A 24,027-nucleotide genomic window follows, 5' to 3' on the forward strand; every position below is an offset into this window, starting at 1 on the left:
GTCCCCGGTTCGGCCCCGGCGGAGAGCGCCCCTAGGATGCCGGGAAAGGGCTCCCGCGCAGGGAGCCGGGACCGGAGGACCCCATGACCCGAGCTTCCCAGCGGCGCCGCGTGCACCGGTACACCGCGGACGGCGGCGCGGCCGGCCGGGCGGACACCCTGGCCGGGGAGGAGCCCCTGGAGATCCGGCTCGACGGCAGCCCCTTCACCGTCACCATGCGCACGCCGGGTCACGACTTCGACCTCGTGGCCGGGTTCCTCGTCTCCGAGGGCGTGGTGCGCGCGCCGGGCGAGATCGTGCAGATGGACTACCGCAGCGGCATCGACCCGGACGGGCAGCGGACCTACAACGTGGTGGAGGTGCGGCTCGCGCCCGGTGTCGCCCTGCCGGACACCTCCATGGAGCGGCACGTCTACACGTCGTCGTCGTGCGGGGTCTGCGGCACGGCGTCCATCGAGGCCGTCACGAAGGTCTCGTCCTTCGACCCGGCCGGGGACCGGACCCGCCTGTCCGTGCCGGCCCTGCTCGCCCTGCCGGACCGGCTGCGCACCGGGCAGAAGCTGTTCGCCACGACCGGAGGCGTCCACGCCGCGGGGCTCTTCCGCTTCCCGGCCGGGTCCGCGGGGACCCGCGACGAAGCAGGAGGTGCCGGCGAGCCGGAGCTGCTGTGCGTGCGCGAGGACGTGGGGCGGCACAACGCCGTGGACAAGGTCGTGGGCTGGGCGCTGCGGGAGGACCTCCTGCCGCTGGAGTCCACCGTCCTGCAGGTCTCCGGCCGCGCCTCGTTCGAACTGGTCCAGAAGGCGTCCATGGCCGGCGTCCCGGCGCTCGCGGCCGTCTCGGCGCCCTCCGCCCTCGCCGTGGACCTCGCGGAGCAGACGGGTGTCACCCTGCTCGGCTTCAGCCGCGGGACCTCGTTCAACGCCTACGCCCACCGGGAGCGACTGGCCCCCTGAGCGGACGGAGGGGCGCCCGCGCGCTGGCTACGATGGGGTCATGAAGCCCTTCCTGCTGCTCGCCACCCGCGCCGAGGACGACGTCGCGGACGAGGAGTACGAGACCGTCCGCCGCTTCAGCGGCCTGCAGGAGAGCAGCCTCCACCGCGTCCGGCTGGAGGCCGGGCCCATGCCGCCGATCGACCTCGAGCGCTACTCGGGCGTCATCATCGGCGGCTCCCCGTTCAACTCCTCCGACCCGCCGGAGCTGAAGTCCGAGGTGCAGCGGCGGGCCGAGTCCGAGATGCGGGGCCTGCTCGACGAGGTCGTCGCCCGGGACTTCCCGTTCCTCGGCGCCTGCTACGGCGTCGGCACCCTCGGCACGCACCAGGGCGCGGTGGTGGACCGCACCCGCGGCGAGGACATCGGCGTCGTCGAGATCACCCTCACCGAGGAGGGGCGGCGGGACCCGCTGCTCCGGCAGTTCCCGCCCTCGTTCCACGGCTACGTGGGGCACAAGGAGGGCACGCGGAGCCTGGCCCCCGCCGCCGTCCTGCTGGCGACGGGCACGGGGTGCCCCGTCCAGATGTTCCGGATCCGGCGGAACCTCTACGCGACCCAGTTCCACCCGGAGCTCGACGCGCCCGCGCTGCTCCGCCGGATCGAGGCGTACAAGGAGCACGGGTACTTCCCGCCGGCCGAGGCCGAGGACGTCAAGGACCGGATCCGCACCGGGCCGCCCGTGACCGAGCCCGAGAAGATCCTCGCCGCCTTCGTGGACCGCTACGCCCGCTGACGCGTCGCGGACGGGTCCGGCCCGGCCGCGCCGGCAGGACCCGGAGCGACTTCTCGACGATCTGAGAGAGCGCTCTCTTGACGGTGTGACGCAACGCACATACAGTCGAGGCACAGCAGAGAGAGCGCTCTCTCGACAGCAGCTCCTCTCCAGCCCTTCACACCAAGGAGTGACCGTGGGACACACGCGACTCAAGAGAATGACAGCCCTGGCGGGTGCGGCGGCACTGGCGACCGTCGCCACGGGGTGCGGCGGGGGAGGAGGCGAGCCGGCCAGCGCCGACAACCCCGTCGAGCTCACCGTCACCACCTTCGGGACCTTCGGCTACGACGACCTCTACGGCGAGTACGAGGAGCTGAACCCGGGCGTGACCATCAAGGCCACGAACATCGACCGCGGCTCGAACGCCCGCACGGACGCGTTCACCAAGATCGCCGCCGGGTCCGGGCTCAGCGACGTCACCGCCATCGAGGAGGGCTGGCTCGGCTCGATCATGGAGGTCTCCGACCAGTTCGTCGACCTCAACGAGCACGGCGCCGCCGACATCAAGGACAACTGGGTGCCGTGGAAGTTCGAGCAGGGGACCGACCCCGAGGGCCGCGTCATCGGCTACGGCACCGACATCGGCCCCCAGGGCCTCTGCTACAACGGCAAGCTCTTCGAGGAGGCCGGGCTGCCCAGCGACCGCGAGGAGGTCGCGGAGCTCTTCGGCGGCGACGACGCCACCTGGGAGACGTACTTCGAGCTCGGCCGCGAGTACCGGGAGACCACGGGCAAGGCCTGGTACGACCAGTCCGGCTTCGTGTGGAACTCCATGGTCAACCAGCTCGAGGAGGGCTACTACACCGCCGACGGCGAGCTGAACGTGGAGGGCAACGAGGAGCTGCGCGAGCGCTTCGACCTGCTCGCCGCGGGCACGCTCGACGGGCTCTCCGCGAACCAGACCCAGTTCGACTGGGGCAACGGCCAGGCCTTCGTGGACGGCTCCTTCGCGACCTTCGTCTGCCCCGGCTGGATGCTCGGCACCATCGAGGGCCAGCTCGAGTCCGCCGGCGGCGGCGAGGGCAGCGGGTGGGACTTCGCCGACGTCTTCCCGGGCGGCGCCTCCAACTGGGGCGGCGCGTTCCTCTCCGTCCCGGAGACCTCCGAGCACCCGGAGGAGGCGGCGAAGCTCGCGGCCTGGCTGACCGCGCCCGAGCAGCAGGTCAAGCAGTCGGCCAAGGCGAACAACTTCCCCAGCACGATCGAGGCCCAGGAGAAGCTGGTCGAGGACGCCGAGCCGAACCCCGTGTTCAACGACGCGCCCACCGGGGTGATCCTCGCGTCCCGCGCCGAGGGGGTCGTCGCCCAGTTCAAGGGCCCGCACGACTCCGTGATCCAGGAGAACGTCTTCCTGCCGCCGCTGAAGCGCCTCGACGCCGGGACCGCCACGGCCGACGAGGCCTGGGACGAGGCGCTCGCGCTTCTGGACGACCTGGTCGTCAACAACTAGCAGGACCCGGCCACGGGGCCTCCGGAATCCGCCGGAGGCCCCCTCACGGAAGCGCGAGACCCTCATGACCACGACAGCCCACCGTCCCGCCGCCGCGGCGCCCGCCGCGCCGGCGCCGAGTCCGCCCAGGCCGACCCGCAGACAGCGGCTCAGCGTCCTGGACCTGAAAGCCTCCCCCTACCTGTACATCGCGCCCTTCTTCGTCCTCTTCGGAGTGGTGGGGCTCTTCCCGCTCGGGTACACGTTCTTCGTCTCGCTCTTCGACTGGCACCTGCTGACCGGCCGGGGCGAGTTCGTGGGGCTGGGCAACTTCACCGAGGTGCTGCGGGACCGGTTCTTCTGGAACTCGCTGTTCAACACGGTGAGCATCTTCCTGCTCTCGAGCATCCCGCAGCTGGCGGCCGCGGTGCTGATCGCGGCGGTCCTGGACCAGAACCTGCGCGCCAGGACGCTGTGGCAGATGAGCGTGCTGCTGCCCTACGTGGTCACCCCGGTGGCCGTCGCCATGATCTTCACCAACATGTTCGGTGAGCAGTACGGCCTCATCAACAACATCCTCGGCAGCTTCGGGGTCGACCCGATCATGTGGAAGAACGAGACGCTGCCCAGCCACATCGCCATCGCCGCCATGGTCAACTGGCGCTGGACCGGCTACAACGCGCTGATCCTGCTCGCGGCGATGCAGGCGGTGCCCCGCGACCTGTACGACGCCGGCGCGATCGACGGCGCGGGCCCCGTCCGCCGGTTCTTCAGCATCACCCTGCCGAGCATCCGCCCCACCATGGTGTTCGTGATCATCACGACGACCATCGGCGGCCTCCAGATCTTCACGGAGCCGAGGCTCTTCGACCCCGTGGCCGCGGGCGGCACGCAGCGCCAGTTCCAGACCACGGTCCTCTACCTCTGGGAGATGGCCTTCCAGCGGCAGAACTTCGGCAAGGCCGCAACCATCGCCTGGCTGCTCTTCCTCCTGATCCTGCTCTTCGGCCTGGTCAACTACCTGGTCTCGCGCCGCATCGCGACGGCGGCCGACGGAGGGCGGACCGGCCCCCGGAGCGGCCGGTGGCGGCGGAGGCCGCGGGCGGAGGACTCCGTCGTCCCCGACGCGGCGGCGAACACGGGCACCGGGGCGCCACGGGCGGCCGCGGCACCGACGACCACGAGGAGGACACGATGACCGCCACCGGCGCACCGACGAGGACGAGGACGCGGCGGCCGCGGGCGGTGCCCGTGCGCCGGCGGATCCTCGGCGACGGCCACCGTCCCGGGTTCCTCACCTACGGCCTGCTCTCCGCCTTCTTCCTGGCCAGCGCCTATCCGCTGTGGTGGTCGGTGATCATCGGCAGCCGCTCCAACGAGGCGCTCGGCCTCACCTGGCCGCCGCTGCTGCCGGGGGGCAACTTCTGGACGAACGTGGGCGAGGTCTTCGACACCATCCCGTTCTGGCTGGCCCTCGGCAACAGCATGCTCATCTCGGGGATCATCACCGTCTCGGTGGTCACCTTCTCCACGCTCGCCGGGTACTCGTTCGCGAAGCTGCGGTTCAAGGGGCGCGACGGCCTGATGGTCACGGTCGTCGCGACCATGGCCATCCCCACGCAGCTCGGCATCATCCCGCTGTTCATGCTGATGCGCGAGCTCGGCTGGACCGGCGAGATCGGGGCGGTCGTCGTGCCCACCCTCGTGACGGCCTTCGGGGTGTTCTTCATGCGCCAGTACCTCGTGGACGTCATCCCCGACGAGCTCATCGAGTCCGCCCGGATGGACGGGGCCTCCATGATCTCGACCTTCTGGCACGTCGCGCTCCCCGCGGCCCGCCCGGCCATGGCCATCCTCGGGCTGTTCACCTTCATGACGGCGTGGACGGACTTCCTGTGGCCGCTGCTGGTCCTGGACGCGAGCAACCCCACGCTGCAGACGGCGCTGAGCCAGCTGCAGTCGGCCCGCTACGTGGACTACTCGATCGTCCTCGCCGGCGCCGTCATGGCCACGCTTCCCCTCCTGGCGCTCTTCGCCGTGGCGGGCAGACAACTCATTTCCGGAATCATGCAAGGAGCAGTGAAGGGCTAATGCCGAAGAACGCAGGACACGCAGCCGTGCAGCACCGCAGCTGGCCCGAGGGCTTCCTCTGGGGCTCGGCCACCGCCGCGGCCCAGGTGGAGGGCGCCGGGCACGAGGGCGGCAAGGAGGACTCCGTCTGGGACGCCTTCGCCCGTCTCCCGGGCGCCGTGGCCAACGGCGACACCCTGGAGGACGCCGTGCGGCACTACCACCGGATGCCCGAGGACGTGCGGATCATGAAGGAGCTCGGACTCGGCTCCTACCGCTTCTCCACGAGCTGGGCGCGGGTGCGCCCCGGTGACCGGGCCCCGAACGCCGAGGGCCTGGACTTCTACTCCCGCCTGGTCGACGAGCTGCTCGAGGCGGGGATCCTGCCCTGGCTGACCCTGTACCACTGGGACCTGCCGCAGGCGCTCGAGGAGAAGGGCGGCTGGGCCGACCGGGACACCGCGCACCGCTTCGTCGAGTACGCCGACGACGTGCACGCGGTGCTCGGCGACCGGGTGCGGCACTGGACCACGTTCAACGAGCCCTTCTGCTCGTCGCTGCTCGGCTACGCGGCCGGGGTCCACGCGCCCGGCCGGCAGGACCCCCGGGCCGCGGTCGCCGCCGTGCACCACCAGCACCTGGCCCACGGCCTCGCGGTCGAGCACCTGCGGTCCCTCGGTGCCGAGCACCTGGGCATCACCCTCAACCTCAGCAACTCGATCCCGCGAGACCCCTCGGACCCGGTGGACCGCGACGCGGCCCGGCGGTTCGACTCCCTGCAGAACCGCCTCTTCCTGGACCCGATCCTGCGCGGCGCGTACCCCGAGGACACCCTCGCGGACCTGGAGCAGTTCGGCATCCGCGAGGTGATCCGCGCCGGCGACCTCGAGACGATCGGGGCGCCCCTCGACTTCCTCGGCGTGAACCACTACCACGACGACCTCATCAGCGGGCACCCGCAGTCCTCCGGCGGCGACGGCCACTCCGGCGGCGCCACCCGTCCCACGTCCTCGTGCTGGATCGGTTCCGAGGACATCGCGTTCCCGAGCCGCGGCCTGCCGCGCACGGCGATGGACTGGGAGGTGAACCCGGACGGGCTGCGCACGCTCCTCGTGCGCCTCGGCGAGGAGTACCCCGCGCTCCCGCCGCTCTACGTCACGGAGAACGGCGCGGCCTACGACGACGTCGTGAGCAGCGACGGAGCCGTCCACGACACGGAGCGCACCGCGTTCGTCCTCGAGCACGTCGCGGCCGTGGGGGAGGCGATCGACCAGGGCGCCGACGTGCGCGGCTACTTCGTGTGGTCGCTGCTGGACAACTTCGAGTGGTCGTGGGGCTACGGCAAGCGCTTCGGCGTCGTCCGGGTGGACTACGAGACGTTCGAGCGCACGGTCAAGGACAGCGGCCGCGCCTACGCCGGGGTCATCGCCGCCGCGGCGGAGCGCACGCCGGTGGCCCCGGGCGCGGGCGCTTAGCATTGATGCCAGCCCACACGCCGAGAGCACCGGAGACGACCATGACGCAGGACGCACGCGGTTCCCGGCCCGTGCCGACCCTCGAGATGGTGGCCGCGCTGGCCGGGGTCTCCCGGGCGACCGTGTCCCGGGTGGTCAACGACTCGCCCAGTGTCGACCCCGAGCTGGCGCAGTCGGTGCGGAAGGCCATCGAGACCCTCGACTACACCCCGAACCGGGCGGCGCGGTCGCTGGCGAAGCGACGGGCCAACTCGGTCGCGCTGATCATCCCGGAGTCCACCTCGAAGGTGTTCGCGGACCCGTTCTTCACGACCGTGGTCCAGGGCATCGCGATGTACCTCACGGACACCGACTTCACCCTCAACATGGTCATCGCCTCCGAGGCGAAGCCCGAGAAGACCCGCAGCTTCCTGCTGGGCGGCAACGTGGACGGCGCCCTGGTGGTCTCGCACCACAGCGGCGACCACTCGTGGACCGACCTGTCGGGCTCGCTGCCAATGGTCTTCGCCGGCCGCCCCCTCGTGGGCGCCGAGAACGCCTACTACGTGGAGGTGGAGAACGAGACCGCGGCGCGCAGCGCCACCCGGCTGCTCACCGCACGGGGACGGCGGAGCATCGCGACCATCGCCGGTCCGCAGGACATGCCCCCGGGCATCGACCGGCTGGCCGGCTGGCGGGGCGCGGTGCGGGAGGCGGGGCTGGACGACGGGCTCGTGGAGGTGGGCGACTTCACGCTCGCGTCGGGGGCCCGGGCCATGCAGCGGCTGCTGGACCGCGGCCGGCCGATCGACGCCGTGTTCGCCGCGAACGACCAGATGGCGGCGGGGGCGTACACGGTGATCCAGGGGCGCGGCCTGCGCATCCCGGAGGACATCGCCGTGGTGGGCTTCGACGACGACTCCTTCGCCACGTCCGTGAGCCCCGCGCTGACCACGGTCAACAACCCGATCGTGGAGCTCGGCCGGAAGATGGCCGAGACCCTCGTCGACATGATCGAGGGCCGGCCCACGGACCGCGTGACCACCATGTCGACCTCGCTCGTGCTGCGGGACTCCGCCTGACCCGGGCGGCCGCCCCGCGACCTCTTCCCGAAAGGCGACCATGCCTCCTCCCGCTCCGCCCGCCCCGGTGACGGGCGACGACCCCTCGACCGCGACCGGCCGTCCCGTGCACTGGGGGGTCGTGGCCACCGGGTCGATCGCCGGCCGCGTGGTCGAGGACCTGATGCTCCTCGACGACGCCGTGCTCACCGCGGTCAGCTCCCGCTCCCGGTCCTCCGCCGAGGCGTTCGCGGCGCGCTTCGGCGCGGCGAGGAGCCACCACGACCACGACGGCGCCGCCGGCTGGCGGCGACTCGTCGCGGACCCCGCCGTGGAGGTCGTCTACGTCGCCACGCCCCACGCCCAGCACCACGCCGTGGCCCGGGCGGCCCTGGAGGCCGGCAAGCACGTGCTGTGCGAGAAGCCCCTGACCATGAACGCCCGGGAGGCGCAGGACCTGCGGGAGCTCGCCCGGGACCGCGGACTGTTCCTGATGGAGGCGGTGTGGACGCGCTTCCTGCCGAGCTTCGGGCGCGCCCTGGACATCGTCCGCTCGGGAGAGCTCGGCCGGGTCCGCTGGATCCAGGCGGACCTCGGCGCCCCGGTGCCCTACGACCCGGGGTCCCGGCTCTGGGATCCCGCGGCGGGCGGCGGCGCCCTGCTGGACCTCGCCGTGTATCCGCTGACCTGGGCGCTCGCAGCGCTCGGCGCCCCGGCCCGGCTCGCCGCCCACGGCGCCCTGCACGCGGACGGCGTGGACCTGCACAACGGCCTGGTCCTCTCCTGGGCGGACGGCGCGCACGCCCACCTCACCACGTCCATCGAGGCGGACTGCCCGGGCACGGTCACCATCAGCGGGACGGAGGGCTGGCTGCGCGCCGGGGCCCCCCTGTACCACCCCGGTGAGATCGTGGTCCGGTCCGGGCGGTCCGCGCCCCGCACCGAGAGCTTCCGGGCCGCCGGCCACGGCTTCGCCCACGAGCTGCGGGAGGTGACCCGGTGCGTCCAGGCCGGCCTGACCGAGAGCCCGCGCATGCCGCTCGCGGACACCGTGCTCGTGCTGGAGCTGCTCGACGAGGCCCGCCGGCAGATGGGGCTGCACTATCCCAGCGACACCCCGTGACCGGTCCGGATCCCCGGAGCCGTCGTGCCACCGGACGGGGCCGGCTGCGGATACCGTGGGAGGCATGACCACGCGCGCCGCCCCCTGGAGACGGGGATCCCTCGACGACGGTTCCCCGGCCCCGGGCCCGCGGTTCCTCCCGTACCACCGGCTGGCCCACGCCGACCCCGAGCACCGGTGGTGGAAGCCGCTCGTGGAGCTGCTGCTCTTCGGGGCGTTCTACCTGGTGCTGACCATCGTGTTCGCCGTGGTGTGGGCCGTGGGCCTCCTCGCCGTGCGCGGCGAGGAGGCCCTGGACGAGGTCTTCCTCGCGGGTGCGGAGCTGGACATGATGGACCCGGCCATCTTCTTCATGCTGTTCTTCTCCCTCGTCCTGATGATCCCGGCCCTTCTCGCGGCCCGGGCCATCACGGGCCCCCGGCCCCTCGGGCTGCTGCTGTCCGTGACGGGCCGGCTGCGCCGGGGCTTCCTCGGCCGCTGCCTCCTGGTGGCCCTGGCGGTCTACGCGGTGGGCCACGGGGCCGCCCTGCTCGTGGAGTACGCGCTGCTCGGCTCGCTGACCGCCCCGCAGCCGGTGGAGGGCTTCTGGTGGCTGATCGCGATGATCGTGCTGGTGGTCCCGCTGCAGTGCGCGGCGGAGGAGCTCGTCTTCCGGGGCTACCTGATGCAGACCGTGGGACGGTGGCTGCGCCGGCCCGTGTTCGCGATCCTGCTGCCCGTGCCCCTGTTCACGTTCGGGCACCTGTACGACACCTGGGGGCTGCTGGCGGTGGCGGTCATGGCGGTCGTCGCCGGATGGCTGACCTGGCGCACCGGCGGGCTCGAGGCGGCGATCGCCCTGCACGTGGTCAACAACGTGATCGCCACGCTCTTCGGGGCGCTGGGCCTGTCGGACCCCGACGCCGAGGAGTCCTCCTGGGTGGCCCTCGTCCTGTCCGCCGGCATGCAGGTGCTCTTCGCGTGGCTCGTGGTCCGCAGCGCCCGCCGCCGCGGCGTCGAGGTGACCCGGACCGTGCACCCGCCGCGGCCGCCCGTCCTCCTGGCCGCGGCGCCCACGGCCGGCGTTTTCGGGGCCGGCGGACCGGGCCACGGGCCCGGCGCCTGGGTGTGCCCCGGCCCGCCGGCCTGCCCCGGCCACTGGTCCGGGCCGGTGCCCGGAGCGGCCTCCCGGGCTTTCGTAGACTGACGGCATGGAATCCCGCACCGCAGTCGACCCCCGGTCCGCCGTCGAGGACCTCGGCCGCTACGTGATGGAGTCGCCGAGCTCCTTCCACGCCGCGCACGCCGCCGCCGCCCGGCTGGAGGAGGCAGGCTTCACCTGCCTCGACGAGACGGAGGACTGGGCGGGCACCGGCGTCCGCGGGCGGCGCTACGTCCTCCGGGACGGGGCGCTCATCGCCTGGGCCGCTCCCGCGCAGGTCCGGCCGGGGGCCGGGTTCCGGATCCTCGGCGCGCACACCGACTCGCCGGGCTTCAAGCTCAAGCCGCGGCCCACCAGCACGGCCCACACCTGGCACCAGGCCGGGGTCGAGACCTACGGCGGGGCGCTGCTGAACTCGTGGCTGGACCGCGAGCTGCGCCTGGCGGGCCGGCTCGTGGTCCGCGGGACGGACGGCGCCCCCGTCGAGCACCTGACCGCGACCGGCCCCGTGGCCCGCATCCCGCAGCTCGCCATCCACCTGGACCGCGACGCCAACAAGGGCCTGCAGCTCGACCGGCAGCAGCACGTGCAGCCGATCTGGGGCGTGGGCCGGGCGGAGGACGCGGACGTCCTCGCGCTGCTGGCCGAGCACGCGGCCGGCGGGCCCGTGGATCCGGCCCGGATCGTCGGCTACGACGTGGTGCTGGCGGACGCGCAGCCGCCCGCCGTGTTCGGACAGGGCGGGACGCTGTTCGCCTCCGGGCGGCTGGACAACCTGTCCTCCGTGCACGCCGGGCTGGGCGCCCTCGTCCGCGAGGCGGAGACGGTCGAGGGCGGCCGGCACATCGCGGTGCTCGCCGCGTTCGACCACGAGGAGATCGGCTCCCGCACCCGCTCCGGGGCGGCGGGGCCGTTCCTGGAGGACGTGCTGGTGCGCATCGGGGAGGGCCTGGGCCGCTCCACGGCCGAGCACCGGCGCTCCCTGGCCGCGTCCGTGTGCCTGTCCGCCGACGCCGGGCACCTGGTGCACCCCAACTACCAGGGCCACCACGACCCCGTGAACCGGCCCGTGCCCGGGGCGGGGCCGCTGCTGAAGATCAACGCGGACCAGCACTACGCCACGGACGCCGTGGGCGCCGGGATCTGGGCCGAGGCCTGCGCGCGCGCCGGCGTGGGCTACCAGGAGTTCGTCTCCAACAACCGGGTTCCGTGCGGGTCCACCATCGGACCCATCACCGCGGCCCGGCTGGGCGTGCGCACGATCGACGTCGGCATCGGCCTGCTGTCCATGCACTCGGCCCGGGAGCTGTGCCACGTGGACGACGTCGCGGCCCTCGGGGCCGCCGTCGGCGCCTTCTTCACCGCCTGACCCGCTGCGCCGCCGTGCGAGGGGCGTCCTCTGCTCGACCTGCTGCGCGAGGGGTCGCCACTGAACGGTGCGAGTCGGTCATCCCGTTCGGTGGCGACCCCTGGGCGCGGACGGCTCGCAGGTGGCGACCCCTCGGCGCCCCCGGTCTGTGAGGGGCGGCTCAGCCGGGGATCGACGCCGTGCCGACCGCGACCCGCTCGGCCGGGAACTGCGGCATGGCGATGTCGGCCATCCGGGCGAGCACCCGCACGACCTGGCAGGAGTAGCCGAACTCGTTGTCGTACCAGACGTAGAGCACCAGGGAGCTGCCGTTGACGATCGTGGCCAGGCCGTCGACGACGCCCGCGCGGCGGGAGCCCACGAAGTCGGTGGACACGACCTCGGGGGAGTCGGTGTAGTCGATCTGCTTGCGCAGGGACGAGTTCAGCGAGATGTCCTTCAGGTACCGGTTGACCGCCTCCTCCGACTCCGGGGCCTGCTCGAGCTGCAGGTTGAGGATGGCCATGGACACGTCCGGGGTGGGCACGCGGATCGCGTTGCCCGTGAGCTTCCCGGCCATCTCCGGCAGGGCCTTGGCCACGGCCTTCGCGGCGCCGGTCTCGGTGATCACCATGTTCAGCGCGGCGGAGCGGCCACGGCGGTCGCCCTTGTGCCAGTTGTCGATGAGGTTCTGGTCGTTGGTGTAGGAGTGGACGGTCTCCACGTGGCCCTGCGCGATGCCGTACTTGTCGTGGAGCACCTTCACCACCGGGGTGATCGCGTTGGTGGTGCAGGACGCGGCGGAGAGGATGGTGTCCTCCGCGGTGATGACGTCGTCGTTGACCCCGCACACGATGTTCTTCAGATCGCCCTTGCCCGGCGCCGTGAGCAGCACCTTGGCCACGCCCTTGGCCTGCAGGTGCTTCGAGAGGCCGGCCTCGTCGCGCCACACGCCCGTGTTGTCCACGACGATCGCGTTGTCGATCCCGTACGCGGTGTAGTCGATCTCGGTGGGGTCGTTCGCGTAGATGAACTTGATGGCGACCCCGTTGGCCGTGATGACGTCGTTCTCCTCGTCGACGTGGATGGTCCCGTCGAACTTGCCGTGCACCGAGTCGCGGCGCAGCAGGGAGGCGCGCTTGACCAGGTCGTTGCCCGGCTTCTTGCGCACCACCACGGCGCGCAGGTTCAGACCGGTGCCGTCGTTGCGGTTGATGAGGATGCGGGCGAGCAGGCGGCCGATGCGGCCGAACCCGTAGAGGACCACGTCCTGGGACTCCGGGGAGTTCTGGGACCGGCGGTCCACCACGGGGGCGAGCTCCTCGCGCAGGAAGGCGTCGAGGTCCTGGTCCGACTCGTGGGCGAGCCGGTTGAGCTTGCCGAGGTCCACCGCGCAGGTGCCGAGGTTCAGCCCGGACATGGCCTCGAGCAGACGGGTCGTGTCCTCGAGGGGAAGCTCCTCGCCGTCGATGCGGCGCGCGAAGCGGTGCGCCTTGATGATCTGCGTGACGGACTTGTGCACCAGGGAGCGGCCGTAGACGGTCGGCACGACCTTGTGCTCACGGTGCAGGCGTCCCACCAGGGGGACGAGGCCCTCGGCGAGTGCCTCGCGGTCGGCCCAGCTTTCAGGAGTGCTCAAGAATGACTCTCTTCCTCGGCCGGGGACGTCATCGTGTCCGGCCGTGACGTGCCGCGCCTCGTTGCGCGGTCGGGTGCGCGCCGCTGCGGTTCGCGCAGGGCGCCGCCCCTCATTCTAAGGGCACGGGCGCGCGCGGAGGCCTCCCGTTACGGGCCGGGCGGACCGGTCCGGCGCCCGGGGCGGCGGGACCGGCGGGTGCTACCGTGAGGACATGCTGACGGTCATCGGTGAAGCACTCGTGGACGTGGTCTCGAAGCGGGGCCAGGAGCCCCGCGCGCACGCCGGGGGAAGCCCCATGAACGTGGCCGTGGGCCTGGCCCGGCTCGGCCACGAGGTTCAGTTCCTCGGCCGCTACGGCGAGGACGAGTACGGCACGCAGGTCGAGGCGCACCTGCGGGACAACGGCGTCCTCCTGCCGTTCGAGGCCGACGCCCGGCCCACGTCCGTGGCGGAGGCGGTCATCGGGGACGACGGCGCCGCGACCTACGACTTCCAGCTGGACTGGTCCCTCGACCTCACGGACGAGCAGCTGCGCGATCTGCTGCGGGGCACCTCCCTCCTGCACGTCGGCTCGATCGGCGCGATGCTCGAGCCGGGGGCCTCGCGGGTCCTGCACGCCGTGGAGCTGGCCCGGCCCTCGGCCCTGGTCTCCTACGACCCCAACTGCCGGCCGTCCATCATCCCGGACTCCTCGGACGCCCGGGCCCGGGCCGAGCAGCTCGTGGCCCTCGCCGACGTCGTGAAGGCCTCGGACGAGGACCTCCTGTGGCTGTACCCCCACCGCAGCGTCGAGGAGAGCGCCGGTGCCTGGCTCAAGGCCGGCGCGAAGCTCGTCGTCGTCACCCGGGGACCCCTGGGGCCGTGGGCCCGCACCCGCGCCACCGGTCCCCGCGGGGTGGAGGTGCCGGCGGCCCGCACCACGGTGGTGGACACCGTGGGCGCCGGGGACTCCTTCATGGCCGCGCTGCTCGCCCGGCTCACCGACCACGGCTACACGGGCGCCCCGGCCCGGGAGCGCATCGACAACCTGGACGAGGAGCAGGTCGGCGAGCTGCTGCGCTACGCCGCCGCGGCGGCCGGGGTCACGGTCTCCCGCGCCGGCGCCGACCTGCCCCGCCGGCACGAGCTGCCCGCGCCCTGACCCGCCGTCCTCCCCGTCCCTGCCCGCCCCGTCCCCGTCCGACCCGATCCGAAGGAGAACCCGTGCTCGACCGCGAGCCGTACGCCGACCTGCCCGACCTGCCGAGCTTCACCCTCAGCTCCGAGGACATCTCCGACGGCGGGCCGCTCGCCCCGGCCCAGCTCTCGGGCATCATGGGCGCCGGCGGCCAGGACGTGTCCCCGCAGCTCAGCTGGTCCGGGGCCCCGGAGGGCACCAGGAGCTACGTGGTCACGATGTTCGACCCGGACGCCCCCACCCCCAGCGGGTTCTGGCACTGGTGCCTCTCCAACGTCCCTGCCGAGGTCACCTCGCTCGAGCGCGGCGCCGCCTCCGCCCCGCCGGCCGGGGCCGTCAAGCACCGCAACGACGCCGGCACCGACGAGTACGTGGGCGCCGCGCCGCCCCCCGGCCACGGGCCGCACCGCTACGTGGTGTGCGTGACCGCCGTGGGGGAGGAGCAGATCGAGGTCGACGAGAGCGCCGGCCCGGCCCTCGTGAACTTCCAGCTGTTCAGCGCCGGGATCGCCCGCGCCTGCCTCACCGGGATCCACGAGGCCTAGGGGAGGGCGGAGCGTTCGTGAGCCCTGATCCGGAGGTCCCCGGGGCGGCACCGATCCGGATGATCGCCAGCGACCTCGACGGCACCGTGCTGGGGCACGACTTCCGCTTCCGCCCGCGCACCGTCGACGCGATCCGGGCTGCCCAGGACAGCGGCATCCACGTGGTGTTCGTGACGGGACGGCCCATGCGCTGGCTCGACCCGCTGCGCGAGCAGCTCGGCCACGAGGGCGTGGTGATCTGCTCGAACGGGGCGGTGGTCTACGACCTGCGCGCCGACCTCGTCGTGGAGTCGAGCCTGTTCCCCGCCCGGGACGCCTTCGCTGTCATGGACGAGGTCGCCGCCCGGCACCCCGGCACGCTGTTCGCGGCGGAGACGCTCGAGGGCGTCTTCACCGACCACGGCTGGGCCCGCACCGACCGGATGGAGATCGGCGCGCCACTGGTCGGGGCGCTCCGGGACCGGCTGCCGGGAGACCAGGGGCTCGTGAAGTTCCTCGCCAAGCTGGACACCGCCGACCCGCAGGAGTACTACCGGGCGCTCACCGAGCTCGTGGGCGGCAGGCTGTCCGTGACGCACTCCGTGGCGGCGGCCCCGCTCGTGGAGATGGGGCAGCGGGGGCTGACCAAGGCGCGCACCCTCGAGCAGTACGCCGCCGAGCGCGGCATCCGCCCGCACGAGGTGATGGCCTTCGGTGACATGCCCAACGACCTCGAGATGCTCACCTGGGCGGCGCACGGGTACGCCATGGCGAGCGGGCACCCGGCCGTCGCGCGCGCCGTCGGCCGCGTCGCCCCGCCGTTCGAGGAGGACGGGGTGGCCCAGGTGATCGAGGCGCTGCTGCGCCGCGGCCGACCCGGTGCGTCACGGGCGGGACAATCCACTACCACGGGGTAACAATAGGGAGGTGACCCCTCCAGCACGCCGGCGCGACACGCCCACCGCCCTGGCCCACCGCGGCTTCTGCCGGGACGGGGCCGAGAACACCCTCGACGCCTTCCGCGCGGCCCGTGATCTCGGCTACGAGTGGATCGAGACGGACGTGAACACGACCGCCGACGGCGTGGTGCTGTCCTTCCACGACGAGACCCTCGACCGCGTCACCGGCGGCAGCGGACGGATCTCCTCGCTGACCTGGGAGCAGGTCCGGGCCGAGCGCGTCGCCGGCGCCGGCGGCATCCCCCGCCTCGCCGACCTGCTGACGGAGCTCCCCGGGCTGAAGTTCAACGTGGACGTCAAGGACGAGGCGTCCGTGGCCGCGCTGCCGGCGCTGCTCCACGAGCTCGGCGCCGTGGACCGGGTGCGCGTCACCTCCTTCTCCGAGAGCCGCCGCCGCCGCACGCTGCGGCGGATCCGCGAGCTCGACGGCCGGACCGTGCCCACGTCCTCCGGGAAGGAGGGGATGCGCCTGCTGCTCGTGTGCTCGTGGCTGGGCGGGCCCAGCTGGAGGCTGGCCCGGCGGGTGGCCGCCCCGTGGATCGAGCCGTTCGACACCGTGCAGATCCCGCGCCGCTACCGGGTGCGGGGCGGGACGGAGATCCAGCTCGTCACCCCCCGCTTCCTGCGCTTCGCCCACCGGCACGGCATCGACGTGCACGTGTGGACCGTCAACGAGGCGGCCGAGATGGCTGAGCTGCTCGAGCTCGGCGTCGACGGGATCGTCACCGACCGGGCCGACCTGCTCGCGGCGCTGCTGGCGCAGCGGGGGCAGTGGCCGCCCCCGGGCGTGTGAGCCATGACACGGCGGCCCGGCCCGTGGGAGGGTGGGAGGCATGACCGACACCGCCACGACCGGCACCGCGCAGCACGTCCTGACCGAGGTGCGCAACGGCACCGGGCACATCGTGCTCAACCGACCCCGCCAGCTCAACGCCCTGACCGCGCAGATGTACCGGGACCTCAAGGCCGCCCTCGACGCGTGGCGGGACGACGACGCCGTGCGCCACGTCCTCGTCACCTCGGCCTCACCGCGGGCGTGGTGCGCCGGCGGTGACATCCGCGAGGTCCGCGACGCCGTGCTCGGCGGGCTGACGGAGGAGGCCACCGGGGTGTTCGCCGTCGAGTACGCCCTCGACTGCCTGATCGCGGACTACCCGAAGCCCTACGTGGCGCTGATGAACGGCATCTGCATGGGCGGCGGCATGGGCATCTCCGTGCACGGCTCCCACCGGGTGGTGGGGCCCTCGACGGTGATGGCGATGCCCGAGACCAGGATCGGCTTCTTCACCGACATCGGCGCCTCGTGGTTCCTCCCGCGCGTCTCCCGGCCGGACCGCCGCGGCGAGCCCGGCCTCGCGGTGGGTCGCTGGCTCGCCCTGGGCGGGCAGCGGATCGGCGGCGCGGACGCCGTGGCCCTCGGGCTGGCCGACGTCCTCGTGGCGGACGAGGACTTCGAGGCCCTCGCCGCGGCCGTGGTGGAGGAGGGCCCGGAGGACGCGCTGGCCCGCTTCGCGCGCGAGCCCGAGCCGTCCTCCGTGGTGGCGGGTTGGGACCGGATCGAGGAGCGCTACGGCGCCCCCACCCTGGCGGAGATCGTCGCCGCCGCGCCGGAGGACCTCGAGGGGATGAGCCCCTCCTCGCTGGTGCGCACCTTCGAGCTGCTCGAGCGCGGCGCCGCCGACGACAGCGTGCGCTCCTGCCTCGAGCGGGAGCTGCGCCTCGCCGCGGACACGATCGCGCGCCCCGACTTCGCCGAGGGCGTGCGGGCGGTCCTCGTGGACAAGGACAACAGCCCGGCCTGGGAGCACGGCGCCGTCGGGGACGTCGACGTCGAGGCCGTCCGGTCCGTGCTCGACGAGAAGCTGCCGCTGCCCCTCTGACCCGGCGGGCCGGGCCGGGCCGCTCAGCGGCGGGACGGGTGCTTCCCGTTGTCGCTGACCACCGGTCGGGGCGGACCCCACCGGTCGCCGGCGGGCGTGGGCCGGTCCACGAACCGTCGGTAGCCGAGGTACAGCACCACGACCAGCGCCACGGTGACCACGGCGAACGAGGCCACGGTGTCCTGCGAGAGCAGGCTGCGGACCACGCTGTGGAGCAGCGTGAACAGCCCGCCGAGCAGGACGCCCTGCGCGAGCACCGGCCGGCGCCGCTCCACGACCAGGCCGACCGCCAGCAGCGCGACGGAGGCGACCAGGGCGACCACGCCGACGTCCCGGCTGTACCGCATGGACGACTCCTCCCACCCCTCCCGCTCGCGCTCGTACGCGGCCCACTGCTGCTGCTCCTCCGGGGCGAGCTCGCGGGACTCCCGCGCCGTCGTGACCGCCGCGGGCGGCACGGGCTCCGCAGGGCCCGGATGGACGGTGGCGACGCCGAGACCCACGAACAGCGCCAGCAGCAGCCCCAGGCAGAACGTGTAGACCGTCCGCAGCATCCTGCGGTCCGGGCGGTCTCCTGAGCGGTCCTCCGTGCTGTCCACCATGTGCGGCCTGCTCCGTTCTGCCCGCTCGTGCGGGACGTCCGTCGGGGCGCCCGGGTCCGCGGCCGGCCGGCCGGCGGGGCGCCCTCACATTGTGGGGCGGGCCCGTGCCGTTGTCCACGGCCGTCACGTGGCCCGCGGGCCTTCCACCGCGTTCCGCGCCTGCCTACGCTGGAGTCCTCCACCGCGGCTCGCGGGAGCCGGGGGCGCGGCCGGAGCCGGGGGAGCACCGGAGGGGCGGTGGGCCGCGCGCCCGCCGGGAAGGCGGTGAGGGCCATGGCGGTCTTCGAGAACAGGGTCGAGGCCGGGCGGCAGCTGGGGAAGCGGCTGAGGACCCTGCGCGGACAGGACGTGGTGGTGCTCGGGCTGCCCCGCGGCGGGGTGCCCGTGGCCCACGAGGTGGCCCGCATCCTCGACGCCCCGCTGGACGTCATCGTGGTGCGCAAGCTCGGGGTCCCCTCCCAGCCCGAGCTGGCGATGGGCGCCATCGGGGAGGAGGGCGCGCGGGTGCTCGACGAGCGGACCCTGCAGTACTTCGGGGTGACGGACGCCCAGCTCGAGCAGATCGAGGCGCGGGAGCGCGCGGTGCTCGAGGCCCGGACCGCACGGTTCCGGGAGGGCCGGGAACGGGTGGACCTCACCGGGCGGACCGCGCTGGTCGTCGACGACGGCATCGCCACCGGCTCCACCGCCCGCGTGGCCTGCCGGATCGCCCGCCAACTAGGTGCGGCGCGCGTGGTGCTGGCCGTCCCGGTGGCTCCGCAGGAGGCCCTGGGCCGCGTGGTCGAGGCGGACGAGGTGGTCTGCCTCTCGACCCCGCCGTACTTCACGGCCGTGGGCTACCACTACCGGGACTTCTCCGCCACGGAGGACGACGAGGTGGTGGCCCTGCTGGACGCCGCCCGGCGCCGTCACCAGCCGGAGCTGCCCCCGCCGTCCCGGGCGGGACGGGCCGCGCCCGGCCATCCCGTCGACGCCGACGTCCGCATCCCGGCCGGGGGCGAGCAGCTCGAGGCGCACCTGCACCTGCCGGGGCCCGGCGCCGGTGTGGTGGTCTTCGCCCACGGCAGCGGCAGCAGCCGGCACAGCCCTCGGAACCAGTACGTGGCGTCCGTGCTGCAGCAGGCGGGGCTCGGCACGCTGCTGCTCGACCTGCTCACCACCGGGGAGGAGGCGGACCGCGGCAACGTCTTCGACATCGGCCTGCTCGCGGAGCGGCTGCTCCTGGCCACGGCGTGGCTGCGCGCGCAGCCCGGCTCCGCGGCGTCCCCGGTGGGGTACTTCGGGGCGAGCACGGGCGCCGCCGCCGCCCTGTGGGCCGCGGCGGAGCCCGGGGCGTCGATCGCTGCGGTGGTCTCCCGCGGCGGCCGCCCCGACCTCGCGGACGAGCGGCTGCGCGCGGTGCGCGCGCCCACCCTGCTGATCGTCGGCGGTGAGGACACCGAGGTGCTCGGACTCAACCGGTGGGCGCAGGAGTCGATGCGCTGCCCCACCCGGCTGGCCCTCGTGGAGGGCGCCACGCACCTCTTCGAGGAGCCCGGCACGCTCGCCGAGGCCGCCGGGCTGGCCCGGGACTGGTTCCTGTACCACCTCCACCCGGCCGGGGAGCACGGCGAGGGAGGGTCCCGGTGAGCCCGCCCCGGCGCGGTCCCTCCCCGGTGGCCGGGGTCCTCGAGGAGATCCGCTCCCTCGCGCGGCCGCTGGCGGGGGCGCAGGACCTCGACCCGCTCGTCGAGCGCTGCGCCGACGCCCGGTTCGTGTGCGTGGGGGAGGCCTCCCACGGCACGCACGAGTACTACCGGTGGCGGGCCCTGCTCAGCCGGCGGCTCATCGAGGAGCACGGCTTCACCTGGATCGGGGTCGAGGGGGACTGGCCGGACTGCTGGCGGATCGACCGGTGGGTGCGCGGCGAGGCGGACCAGGAGCTCGACGCCCACGGCGTCCTGGCGGGCTTCGAGCGCTGGCCCACGTGGATGTGGGCCAACGAGGAGGTGGCGGAGTTCCTCGACTGGCTCCGGGAGGAGAACGCCCGCCGGGCCGGCCCCGAGCAGGTGGGCTTCTACGGCCTGGACGTCTACTCGCTGTGGGACTCGCTGCAGGAGATCATCGGCTGGCTCGGGGCCAGCGCCCCCGAGGCCCTGCCCGCCGCCCTGCAGGCGTGGCAGTGCTTCGTCCCCTTCCACGAGGACCCGCACCGGTACGCGTGGCGGACGCGGATCGTGCCCGAGAGCTGCGAGGCCGACGTCGTCGCCCTCCTGGCCGAGGTGCGCCGGCGCACCACGGACCGGACGGCCGGGGACCCGGCCGCGTTCGCCACCGCCCTCAACGCCATGGTCGCGGTCGACGCCGAGCGCTACTACCGGACCATGGTGCGGGGCGACCGGCAGTCCTGGAACGTGCGCGACGAGCACATGGCCGACACGGCGGAGCTGCTCTCCCGGCACCACGGGCCCGGCGCCAAGGGCCTGGTGTGGGAGCACAACTCCCACGTGGGCGACGCCCGGGCCACCGACATGTTCGACGCCGGGCTGGTCAACGTGGGCCAGCTGCTGCGCGAGCGCCACGCCGCGCCGGAGGTGGTGCTCGTGGGCCTGGCCTCCTGGGCCGGCACGGTGGTCGCGGCGGAGTCGTGGGGCGCGGCCGAGGAGGTCGTCGCGGTTCCCGAGGCCCGCCCCGGCAGCCACGAGGACCTCCTGCACCGCGCCCTGGAGGAGGACTCGGTGCTCGTCTTCGGCCGCGACCGCTCGGGGTCCTGGCTCTCCGGGAGGTTCGGCCACCGCGCCATCGGGGTGGTCTACCACCCGTGGCGCGAGGCCGGCAACTACGTCCCCACCCGCATGGGGGAGCGCTACGACGCGCTGCTGTGGTGCGGGACGACCTCCGCGCTGCGACCCCTGCACCACGAGCCCCCGCCCGAGGGGCCCGAGCTCGAGACGGAGCCCACGGGTCTCTGAGCCGTTCCGGCGGCGCGGCTCAGACGCCGGTCTGCTCCCGGTGCGCCTGCTCGGGCTCGCGCTCCGCGGGGCGGTCCTGGAAGAAGCGGCGGTGGCCGAGGAGCAGCACCACGGCCAGGCCCACGCTCACGGCCACGAAGGTCATGGTGGTCTCGCTGGAGGCGAAGCTGCGGCCGATGGCGTAGAGCAGGGTGAACAGCCCGCCCAGCATGATCCCGTTGGTCAGCACCCTGTTGCGCTTCTCCAGCACGAGGCTGAGGCCGAGCAGCACCACGGAGGCACCCAGGGCCACGACCGCCACGTTGCGACTGTAGCTCTGCTGCTCCACCTGCCACTGCCGCCACTGCCGGTCGTTCTCCTCCATCTCCTCGCGCTGCTCCGCCGTCGGGGCGCCCCCTTCGGGCGCGAACTCCATCCCCGCGGTCGGCTCCGGCATCTCCGGGGCGGGGTAGAAGGTCTGGATGCCCAGGCCCACGAACAGGGCCAGCAGGGCCCCCAGGAAGAACGTGTACACGATCTTCATCACGTTGTTGTCCACGGCGGACACCCCGATCTGTCCCGGTCCCAGGGGTGGAGCGCCGGCCGGCGGGACCCGTGGGGATGGACCGATCATCGCCCTGTCGCACCTGCGGATCCAGGGTCCCCGGCAGCCACCGGAGGAGCCGCCGTCATCATGCGCCCGGCACCCCGCGGCCCTTACGCGCCCGGGCGGCGGTGTCTACGCTGGAAGGGCCGGGACGGACCGCACCCGCCGCCCCGGCCGGCCGGGCCGCCGCGCACGGCCGCCGCGGCGGAGGGGTGCCACAGGAAGGAGTTCTGTCATGGCCGGTTTGATGCGCAGGGAGGGCCTGGAGATGCTCGAGCCGCTCCGGCGCCTCCTGGAGGGGGACGTCGAGGCGTCCTGGCCCCGCGTGGAGGAGTACCGGGACGGCGACACGATGGTGATCCGGGCGGACCTGCCCGGCATCGACCCCGAGCAGGACGTGGAGCTCACCGTGGCCGACGACGTCCTCCACCTGCGGGCCGAGCGCCGGGAGCGGACCGAGCACAAGGACAAGGGCGGCTACCGCTCCGAGTTCCGCTACGGGTCGTTCTCCCGCTCCCTGCCGCTGCCCGCCGGGTGCCGGGACGAGGACATCAGCGCCTCCTACCGCGACGGCGTGCTCGAGGTCCGCGTCCCCGTCGCCGGGCACGTCGAGCCGCCCCCGACCCGGAAGATCCAGGTGACCCGCGGCTGAGCACGCCGCCCACGCCCGGCGGACGGACGTCACAACGGGCCCCGGGGCCGGGAGCCCGTTGTGACGGGTCATACCGGGTCCTATCGTGGGAAGAGGCGGACCGGCCGGCCCGCCGGGAACGAGGGGGAACACCATGGGCGAGCCGTCGTCCGGAGGCCGGATCGTCGTCGGGGTCGACGGGTCCGGCTCGTCCAAGGCCGCGCTCCGGGAAGGGGTCCGGCTCGCCGAGGCCCTGGGCGCGCCGCTGGAGGCCGTCATGTGCTGGGACGACCCGCTGCTCTACGAGAGCTACCGCGTGGTGGACCCCGAGGAGTTCCGCCGCGGCAGCGAGCAGCTCTTCGAGAGCACGCTCGCCGAGGTGTTCGGGGACCGGCGCCCCGCGTACCTGACCACCCGGCTCCTGCGCGGCCAGAGCGCCGCCCGGCTCATCGAGGAGAGCGAGACGGCCCGGATGCTCGTGGTGGGCCGGCGGGGCACGGGCGGGGTCCTCGGCATGATCCTCGGCTCGGTCTCCTCGGCCCTCGTCTCCCACGCCAAGTGCCCCGTGCTCGTGGTGCGGCACTGAGCGCTCCGCCAGGTCCCTGGCGGACGGAGCGCGCCCCGGGCACGTCCTGCGGGCGCCGGAACGAAGGAGCTCGACCATGGACGCACCGTCGCAGCAGCCCATCCTCGTGGGGATCGACGGGTCCGACTCCTCGAGGGACGCCCTCCGCACCGCGGACAGGATCGCCCGCGCCCTGGACGTCCCGCTGGTCGCCCTGATGTTCTGGCAGGGACCGCCCGTCTACGAGGGCTGGGAGACCGTCGACCCGAACAGGCCGCCGGCCGGCAGCGAGGACCAGCTCCGGTCGACGCTCGCCGACGTGTTCGGCGCGGGCGTCCCGGCGCACGTGCGCGCCGAGCTGCTGCACGGCCGGCCGGCCGTCCGCCTCGTCGAGGAGAGCGAGCGCGCCCTGATGCTGGTGCTCGGCCGCCGCGGCCACGGCGGACTGCGGGGCTCGGCCCTGGGCTCCGTCTCCAACGCGTGCATCGCCCACGCCCACTGCCCGGTGCTGGTCGTCCGGCACTGACCCGCCCGCGCCCCCGGCGCGGGCGGCGCGGCACCCACAGGCCGGCTCCTCGCAGCGGGCCCGGACCAGGAGGTTCGCTCATGAGTGCACCGACGGACCAGCGGATCCTCGTGGGGATCGACGGCTCCGAGTCCTCGATGGAGGCCCTGCGGCTCGCCGCGCGACTCGCGGAGGCGCTCGACGCGCCCCTCGAGGCCGTCGCGTGCGCCGGGGACCCCACCGTGCTGGACGCCGAGCTGCTCGTCGACGAGGAGGCGCTGCGCGCCAACCACGAACGGATCCTCGCGCGCACGGTCGCGGCCGTCTTCGGGGAGGACGTCCCCGGCCGCCTGACCACCACGGTCACGCACGGCCGACCGGCCGGCCGGCTCATCGCCGAGAGCGAGACCGCGCAGCTGCTCGTGCTCGGCCGGCGCGGCCGCGGCGGGCTGCTCGGCTCGGCCCTGGGCTCGGTCTCCCACGCGTGCATCTCCTACGCCCACTGCCCGGTGCTCGTGGTCCGGCACTGAGGCGGTCCGGTACCGCGGCGGTCCGGCACCGAGACGGTGCGGCACCGAGACGGTGCGGCACCGAGACGGTCCGGGACCG

General features: G+C 73.6%; 24 protein-coding genes. 21 read left to right on the forward strand and 3 right to left on the reverse strand.

Going from position 1 to position 24,027, the window contains the following annotated elements; all coding sequences use genetic code 11:
- The first annotated feature begins 83 nt into the window (after nt 1-83).
- The 10 genes from fdhD (at nt 84) to ACFU0Y_RS01435 (ending at nt 11,420) form a co-directional block, all read left to right on the forward strand.
- Nucleotides 84-956, forward strand: coding sequence for a formate dehydrogenase accessory sulfurtransferase FdhD (fdhD, locus tag ACFU0Y_RS01390; protein WP_380212650.1), 873 nt, complete (start codon nt 84-86; stop codon nt 954-956).
- Nucleotides 957-996: 40 nt separating this feature from the next.
- Nucleotides 997-1,731 (forward strand): glutamine amidotransferase, encoded by a 735-nt coding sequence (locus ACFU0Y_RS01395; protein ID WP_380212651.1) that lies wholly within the window; start codon nt 997-999, stop codon nt 1,729-1,731.
- A gap of 199 nt (nt 1,732-1,930) precedes the next feature.
- A complete protein-coding gene (locus ACFU0Y_RS01400) occupies nt 1,931-3,223 on the forward strand; it encodes an extracellular solute-binding protein (protein WP_380212684.1) in 1,293 nt (430 codons plus the stop codon).
- A 64-nt stretch (nt 3,224-3,287) separates the two neighbouring features.
- Nucleotides 3,288-4,400 (forward strand): carbohydrate ABC transporter permease, encoded by a 1,113-nt coding sequence (locus ACFU0Y_RS01405; protein WP_380212652.1) that lies wholly within the window; start codon nt 3,288-3,290, stop codon nt 4,398-4,400.
- Nucleotides 4,397-5,293, forward strand: a complete 897-nt coding sequence (locus ACFU0Y_RS01410) for a carbohydrate ABC transporter permease (RefSeq protein WP_380212653.1) — start codon at nt 4,397-4,399, stop codon at nt 5,291-5,293. Before ACFU0Y_RS01405 ends, ACFU0Y_RS01410 begins: the two co-directional genes overlap by 4 nt.
- Nucleotides 5,293-6,747 carry a GH1 family beta-glucosidase gene (locus ACFU0Y_RS01415; protein ID WP_380212654.1) on the forward strand — a complete coding sequence of 485 codons (1,455 nt, stop codon included), beginning with the start codon at nt 5,293-5,295 and terminating at the stop codon, nt 6,745-6,747. The genes ACFU0Y_RS01410 and ACFU0Y_RS01415 overlap by 1 nt, the downstream gene beginning before the upstream one ends.
- A 41-nt stretch (nt 6,748-6,788) precedes the next feature.
- Nucleotides 6,789-7,808 carry a LacI family DNA-binding transcriptional regulator gene (locus ACFU0Y_RS01420; protein WP_380212655.1) on the forward strand — a complete coding sequence of 340 codons (1,020 nt, stop codon included), beginning with the start codon at nt 6,789-6,791 and terminating at the stop codon, nt 7,806-7,808.
- Nucleotides 7,809-7,848: 40 nt separating this feature from the next.
- Complete coding sequence (locus tag ACFU0Y_RS01425; RefSeq protein ID WP_380212656.1) at nt 7,849-8,910, forward strand: Gfo/Idh/MocA family protein; 1,062 nt, start codon at nt 7,849-7,851, stop codon at nt 8,908-8,910.
- 64 nt (nt 8,911-8,974) lie between these two features.
- Nucleotides 8,975-10,096 (forward strand): CPBP family intramembrane glutamic endopeptidase, encoded by a 1,122-nt coding sequence (locus ACFU0Y_RS01430; RefSeq protein WP_380212657.1) that lies wholly within the window; start codon nt 8,975-8,977, stop codon nt 10,094-10,096.
- A 4-nt stretch (nt 10,097-10,100) separates the two neighbouring features.
- A complete protein-coding gene (locus ACFU0Y_RS01435) occupies nt 10,101-11,420 on the forward strand; it encodes a M18 family aminopeptidase (protein ID WP_380212658.1) in 1,320 nt (439 codons plus the stop codon).
- Between the two features lie 160 nt (nt 11,421-11,580).
- Here ACFU0Y_RS01435 and ACFU0Y_RS01440 read toward each other — a convergent pair whose 3' ends face one another.
- Complete coding sequence (locus ACFU0Y_RS01440; protein ID WP_380212659.1) at nt 11,581-13,038, reverse strand: glyceraldehyde-3-phosphate dehydrogenase; 1,458 nt, start codon at nt 13,036-13,038, stop codon at nt 11,581-11,583.
- A 211-nt stretch (nt 13,039-13,249) separates the two neighbouring features.
- Between ACFU0Y_RS01440 and ACFU0Y_RS01445 the strand changes: the two genes are divergently transcribed.
- From ACFU0Y_RS01445 to ACFU0Y_RS01465, 5 genes are all read left to right on the forward strand, one after another.
- A complete protein-coding gene (locus tag ACFU0Y_RS01445; RefSeq protein WP_380212660.1) occupies nt 13,250-14,179 on the forward strand; it encodes a carbohydrate kinase in 930 nt (309 codons plus the stop codon).
- A gap of 62 nt (nt 14,180-14,241) precedes the next feature.
- A complete protein-coding gene (locus tag ACFU0Y_RS01450; RefSeq protein WP_380212661.1) occupies nt 14,242-14,760 on the forward strand; it encodes a YbhB/YbcL family Raf kinase inhibitor-like protein in 519 nt (172 codons plus the stop codon).
- Nucleotides 14,761-14,777: 17 nt separating this feature from the next.
- Nucleotides 14,778-15,656, forward strand: coding sequence for an HAD family hydrolase (locus ACFU0Y_RS01455; protein ID WP_380212662.1), 879 nt, complete (start codon nt 14,778-14,780; stop codon nt 15,654-15,656).
- A gap of 10 nt (nt 15,657-15,666) precedes the next feature.
- On the forward strand, nt 15,667-16,491 hold the full coding sequence (locus ACFU0Y_RS01460; RefSeq protein WP_380212663.1) for a glycerophosphodiester phosphodiesterase family protein: 825 nt from the start codon (nt 15,667-15,669) through the stop codon (nt 16,489-16,491).
- 40 nt (nt 16,492-16,531) lie between these two features.
- A complete protein-coding gene (locus tag ACFU0Y_RS01465) occupies nt 16,532-17,578 on the forward strand; it encodes an enoyl-CoA hydratase/isomerase family protein (RefSeq protein ID WP_380212664.1) in 1,047 nt (348 codons plus the stop codon).
- A gap of 23 nt (nt 17,579-17,601) precedes the next feature.
- Here the strand turns inward: ACFU0Y_RS01465 and ACFU0Y_RS01470 are convergent, their stop codons facing one another.
- Nucleotides 17,602-18,180: a hypothetical protein gene (locus tag ACFU0Y_RS01470; protein WP_380212665.1), complete on the reverse strand. Its 579-nt coding sequence runs from the start codon at nt 18,178-18,180 to the stop codon at nt 17,602-17,604.
- Between the two features lie 273 nt (nt 18,181-18,453).
- Here ACFU0Y_RS01470 and ACFU0Y_RS01475 point away from each other — a divergent pair, with 273 nt between their 5' ends.
- Together ACFU0Y_RS01475 and ACFU0Y_RS01480 are read left to right on the forward strand one after the other, a co-directional pair.
- Nucleotides 18,454-19,809 carry a phosphoribosyltransferase family protein gene (locus tag ACFU0Y_RS01475; RefSeq protein ID WP_380212666.1) on the forward strand — a complete coding sequence of 452 codons (1,356 nt, stop codon included), beginning with the start codon at nt 18,454-18,456 and terminating at the stop codon, nt 19,807-19,809.
- Nucleotides 19,806-21,131, forward strand: a complete 1,326-nt coding sequence (locus ACFU0Y_RS01480) for an erythromycin esterase family protein (RefSeq protein ID WP_380212667.1) — start codon at nt 19,806-19,808, stop codon at nt 21,129-21,131. The genes ACFU0Y_RS01475 and ACFU0Y_RS01480 overlap by 4 nt, the downstream gene beginning before the upstream one ends.
- Before the next feature lie 19 nt (nt 21,132-21,150).
- On the opposite strand, the gene ACFU0Y_RS01485 is transcribed toward ACFU0Y_RS01480, so the two are convergent.
- The gene (locus tag ACFU0Y_RS01485; RefSeq protein WP_380212668.1) at nt 21,151-21,669 is read right to left on the reverse strand and encodes a hypothetical protein; all 519 of its coding nucleotides are present in this window, start codon (nt 21,667-21,669) and stop codon (nt 21,151-21,153) included.
- A gap of 283 nt (nt 21,670-21,952) precedes the next feature.
- On the opposite strand from ACFU0Y_RS01485, the gene ACFU0Y_RS01490 reads away from it, so the two are divergent.
- The 4 genes from ACFU0Y_RS01490 (at nt 21,953) to ACFU0Y_RS01505 (ending at nt 23,948) form a co-directional block, all read left to right on the forward strand.
- Entirely contained in the window at nt 21,953-22,369 is a 417-nt protein-coding gene (locus tag ACFU0Y_RS01490) for an Hsp20/alpha crystallin family protein (protein ID WP_380212669.1), read from the forward strand.
- Between the two features lie 133 nt (nt 22,370-22,502).
- Entirely contained in the window at nt 22,503-22,934 is a 432-nt protein-coding gene (locus ACFU0Y_RS01495; protein ID WP_380212670.1) for a universal stress protein, read from the forward strand.
- A gap of 76 nt (nt 22,935-23,010) precedes the next feature.
- Complete coding sequence (locus ACFU0Y_RS01500; protein ID WP_380212671.1) at nt 23,011-23,439, forward strand: universal stress protein; 429 nt, start codon at nt 23,011-23,013, stop codon at nt 23,437-23,439.
- An 80-nt stretch (nt 23,440-23,519) separates the two neighbouring features.
- Nucleotides 23,520-23,948, forward strand: coding sequence for a universal stress protein (locus ACFU0Y_RS01505; RefSeq protein ID WP_380212672.1), 429 nt, complete (start codon nt 23,520-23,522; stop codon nt 23,946-23,948).
- The last annotated feature ends 79 nt before the right edge of the window (nt 23,949-24,027 follow it).

This window comes from Kocuria sp. NPDC057446, from assembly GCF_042802875.1.
Taxonomy (GTDB): Bacteria; Actinomycetota; Actinomycetes; order Actinomycetales; family Micrococcaceae; genus Kocuria.

What these genes read in the sequence shown, in the direction of transcription:
- ACFU0Y_RS01415 (WP_380212654.1), top strand. Translation starts at nt 5,293, where the DNA reads ATGCCGAAGAACGCAGGACACGCAGCCGTGCAGCACCGCAGCTGGCCC.
- ACFU0Y_RS01465 (WP_380212664.1), top strand. Translation starts at nt 16,532, where the DNA reads ATGACCGACACCGCCACGACCGGCACCGCGCAGCACGTCCTGACCGAG.
- fdhD (WP_380212650.1), top strand. Translation starts at nt 84, where the DNA reads ATGACCCGAGCTTCCCAGCGGCGCCGCGTGCACCGGTACACCGCGGAC.
- ACFU0Y_RS01500 (WP_380212671.1), top strand. Translation starts at nt 23,011, where the DNA reads ATGGACGCACCGTCGCAGCAGCCCATCCTCGTGGGGATCGACGGGTCC.
- ACFU0Y_RS01410 (WP_380212653.1), top strand. Translation starts at nt 4,397, where the DNA reads ATGACCGCCACCGGCGCACCGACGAGGACGAGGACGCGGCGGCCGCGG.
- ACFU0Y_RS01405 (WP_380212652.1), top strand. Translation starts at nt 3,288, where the DNA reads ATGACCACGACAGCCCACCGTCCCGCCGCCGCGGCGCCCGCCGCGCCG.
- ACFU0Y_RS01490 (WP_380212669.1), top strand. Translation starts at nt 21,953, where the DNA reads ATGGCCGGTTTGATGCGCAGGGAGGGCCTGGAGATGCTCGAGCCGCTC.
- ACFU0Y_RS01470 (WP_380212665.1), bottom strand. Translation starts at nt 18,180, where the DNA reads ATGGTGGACAGCACGGAGGACCGCTCAGGAGACCGCCCGGACCGCAGG.
- ACFU0Y_RS01475 (WP_380212666.1), top strand. Translation starts at nt 18,454, where the DNA reads ATGGCGGTCTTCGAGAACAGGGTCGAGGCCGGGCGGCAGCTGGGGAAG.
- ACFU0Y_RS01495 (WP_380212670.1), top strand. Translation starts at nt 22,503, where the DNA reads ATGGGCGAGCCGTCGTCCGGAGGCCGGATCGTCGTCGGGGTCGACGGG.
- ACFU0Y_RS01420 (WP_380212655.1), top strand. Translation starts at nt 6,789, where the DNA reads ATGACGCAGGACGCACGCGGTTCCCGGCCCGTGCCGACCCTCGAGATG.
- ACFU0Y_RS01505 (WP_380212672.1), top strand. Translation starts at nt 23,520, where the DNA reads ATGAGTGCACCGACGGACCAGCGGATCCTCGTGGGGATCGACGGCTCC.
- ACFU0Y_RS01425 (WP_380212656.1), top strand. Translation starts at nt 7,849, where the DNA reads ATGCCTCCTCCCGCTCCGCCCGCCCCGGTGACGGGCGACGACCCCTCG.
- ACFU0Y_RS01435 (WP_380212658.1), top strand. Translation starts at nt 10,101, where the DNA reads ATGGAATCCCGCACCGCAGTCGACCCCCGGTCCGCCGTCGAGGACCTC.
- ACFU0Y_RS01395 (WP_380212651.1), top strand. Translation starts at nt 997, where the DNA reads ATGAAGCCCTTCCTGCTGCTCGCCACCCGCGCCGAGGACGACGTCGCG.
- ACFU0Y_RS01445 (WP_380212660.1), top strand. Translation starts at nt 13,250, where the DNA reads ATGCTGACGGTCATCGGTGAAGCACTCGTGGACGTGGTCTCGAAGCGG.
- ACFU0Y_RS01430 (WP_380212657.1), top strand. Translation starts at nt 8,975, where the DNA reads ATGACCACGCGCGCCGCCCCCTGGAGACGGGGATCCCTCGACGACGGT.
- ACFU0Y_RS01400 (WP_380212684.1), top strand. Translation starts at nt 1,931, where the DNA reads ATGACAGCCCTGGCGGGTGCGGCGGCACTGGCGACCGTCGCCACGGGG.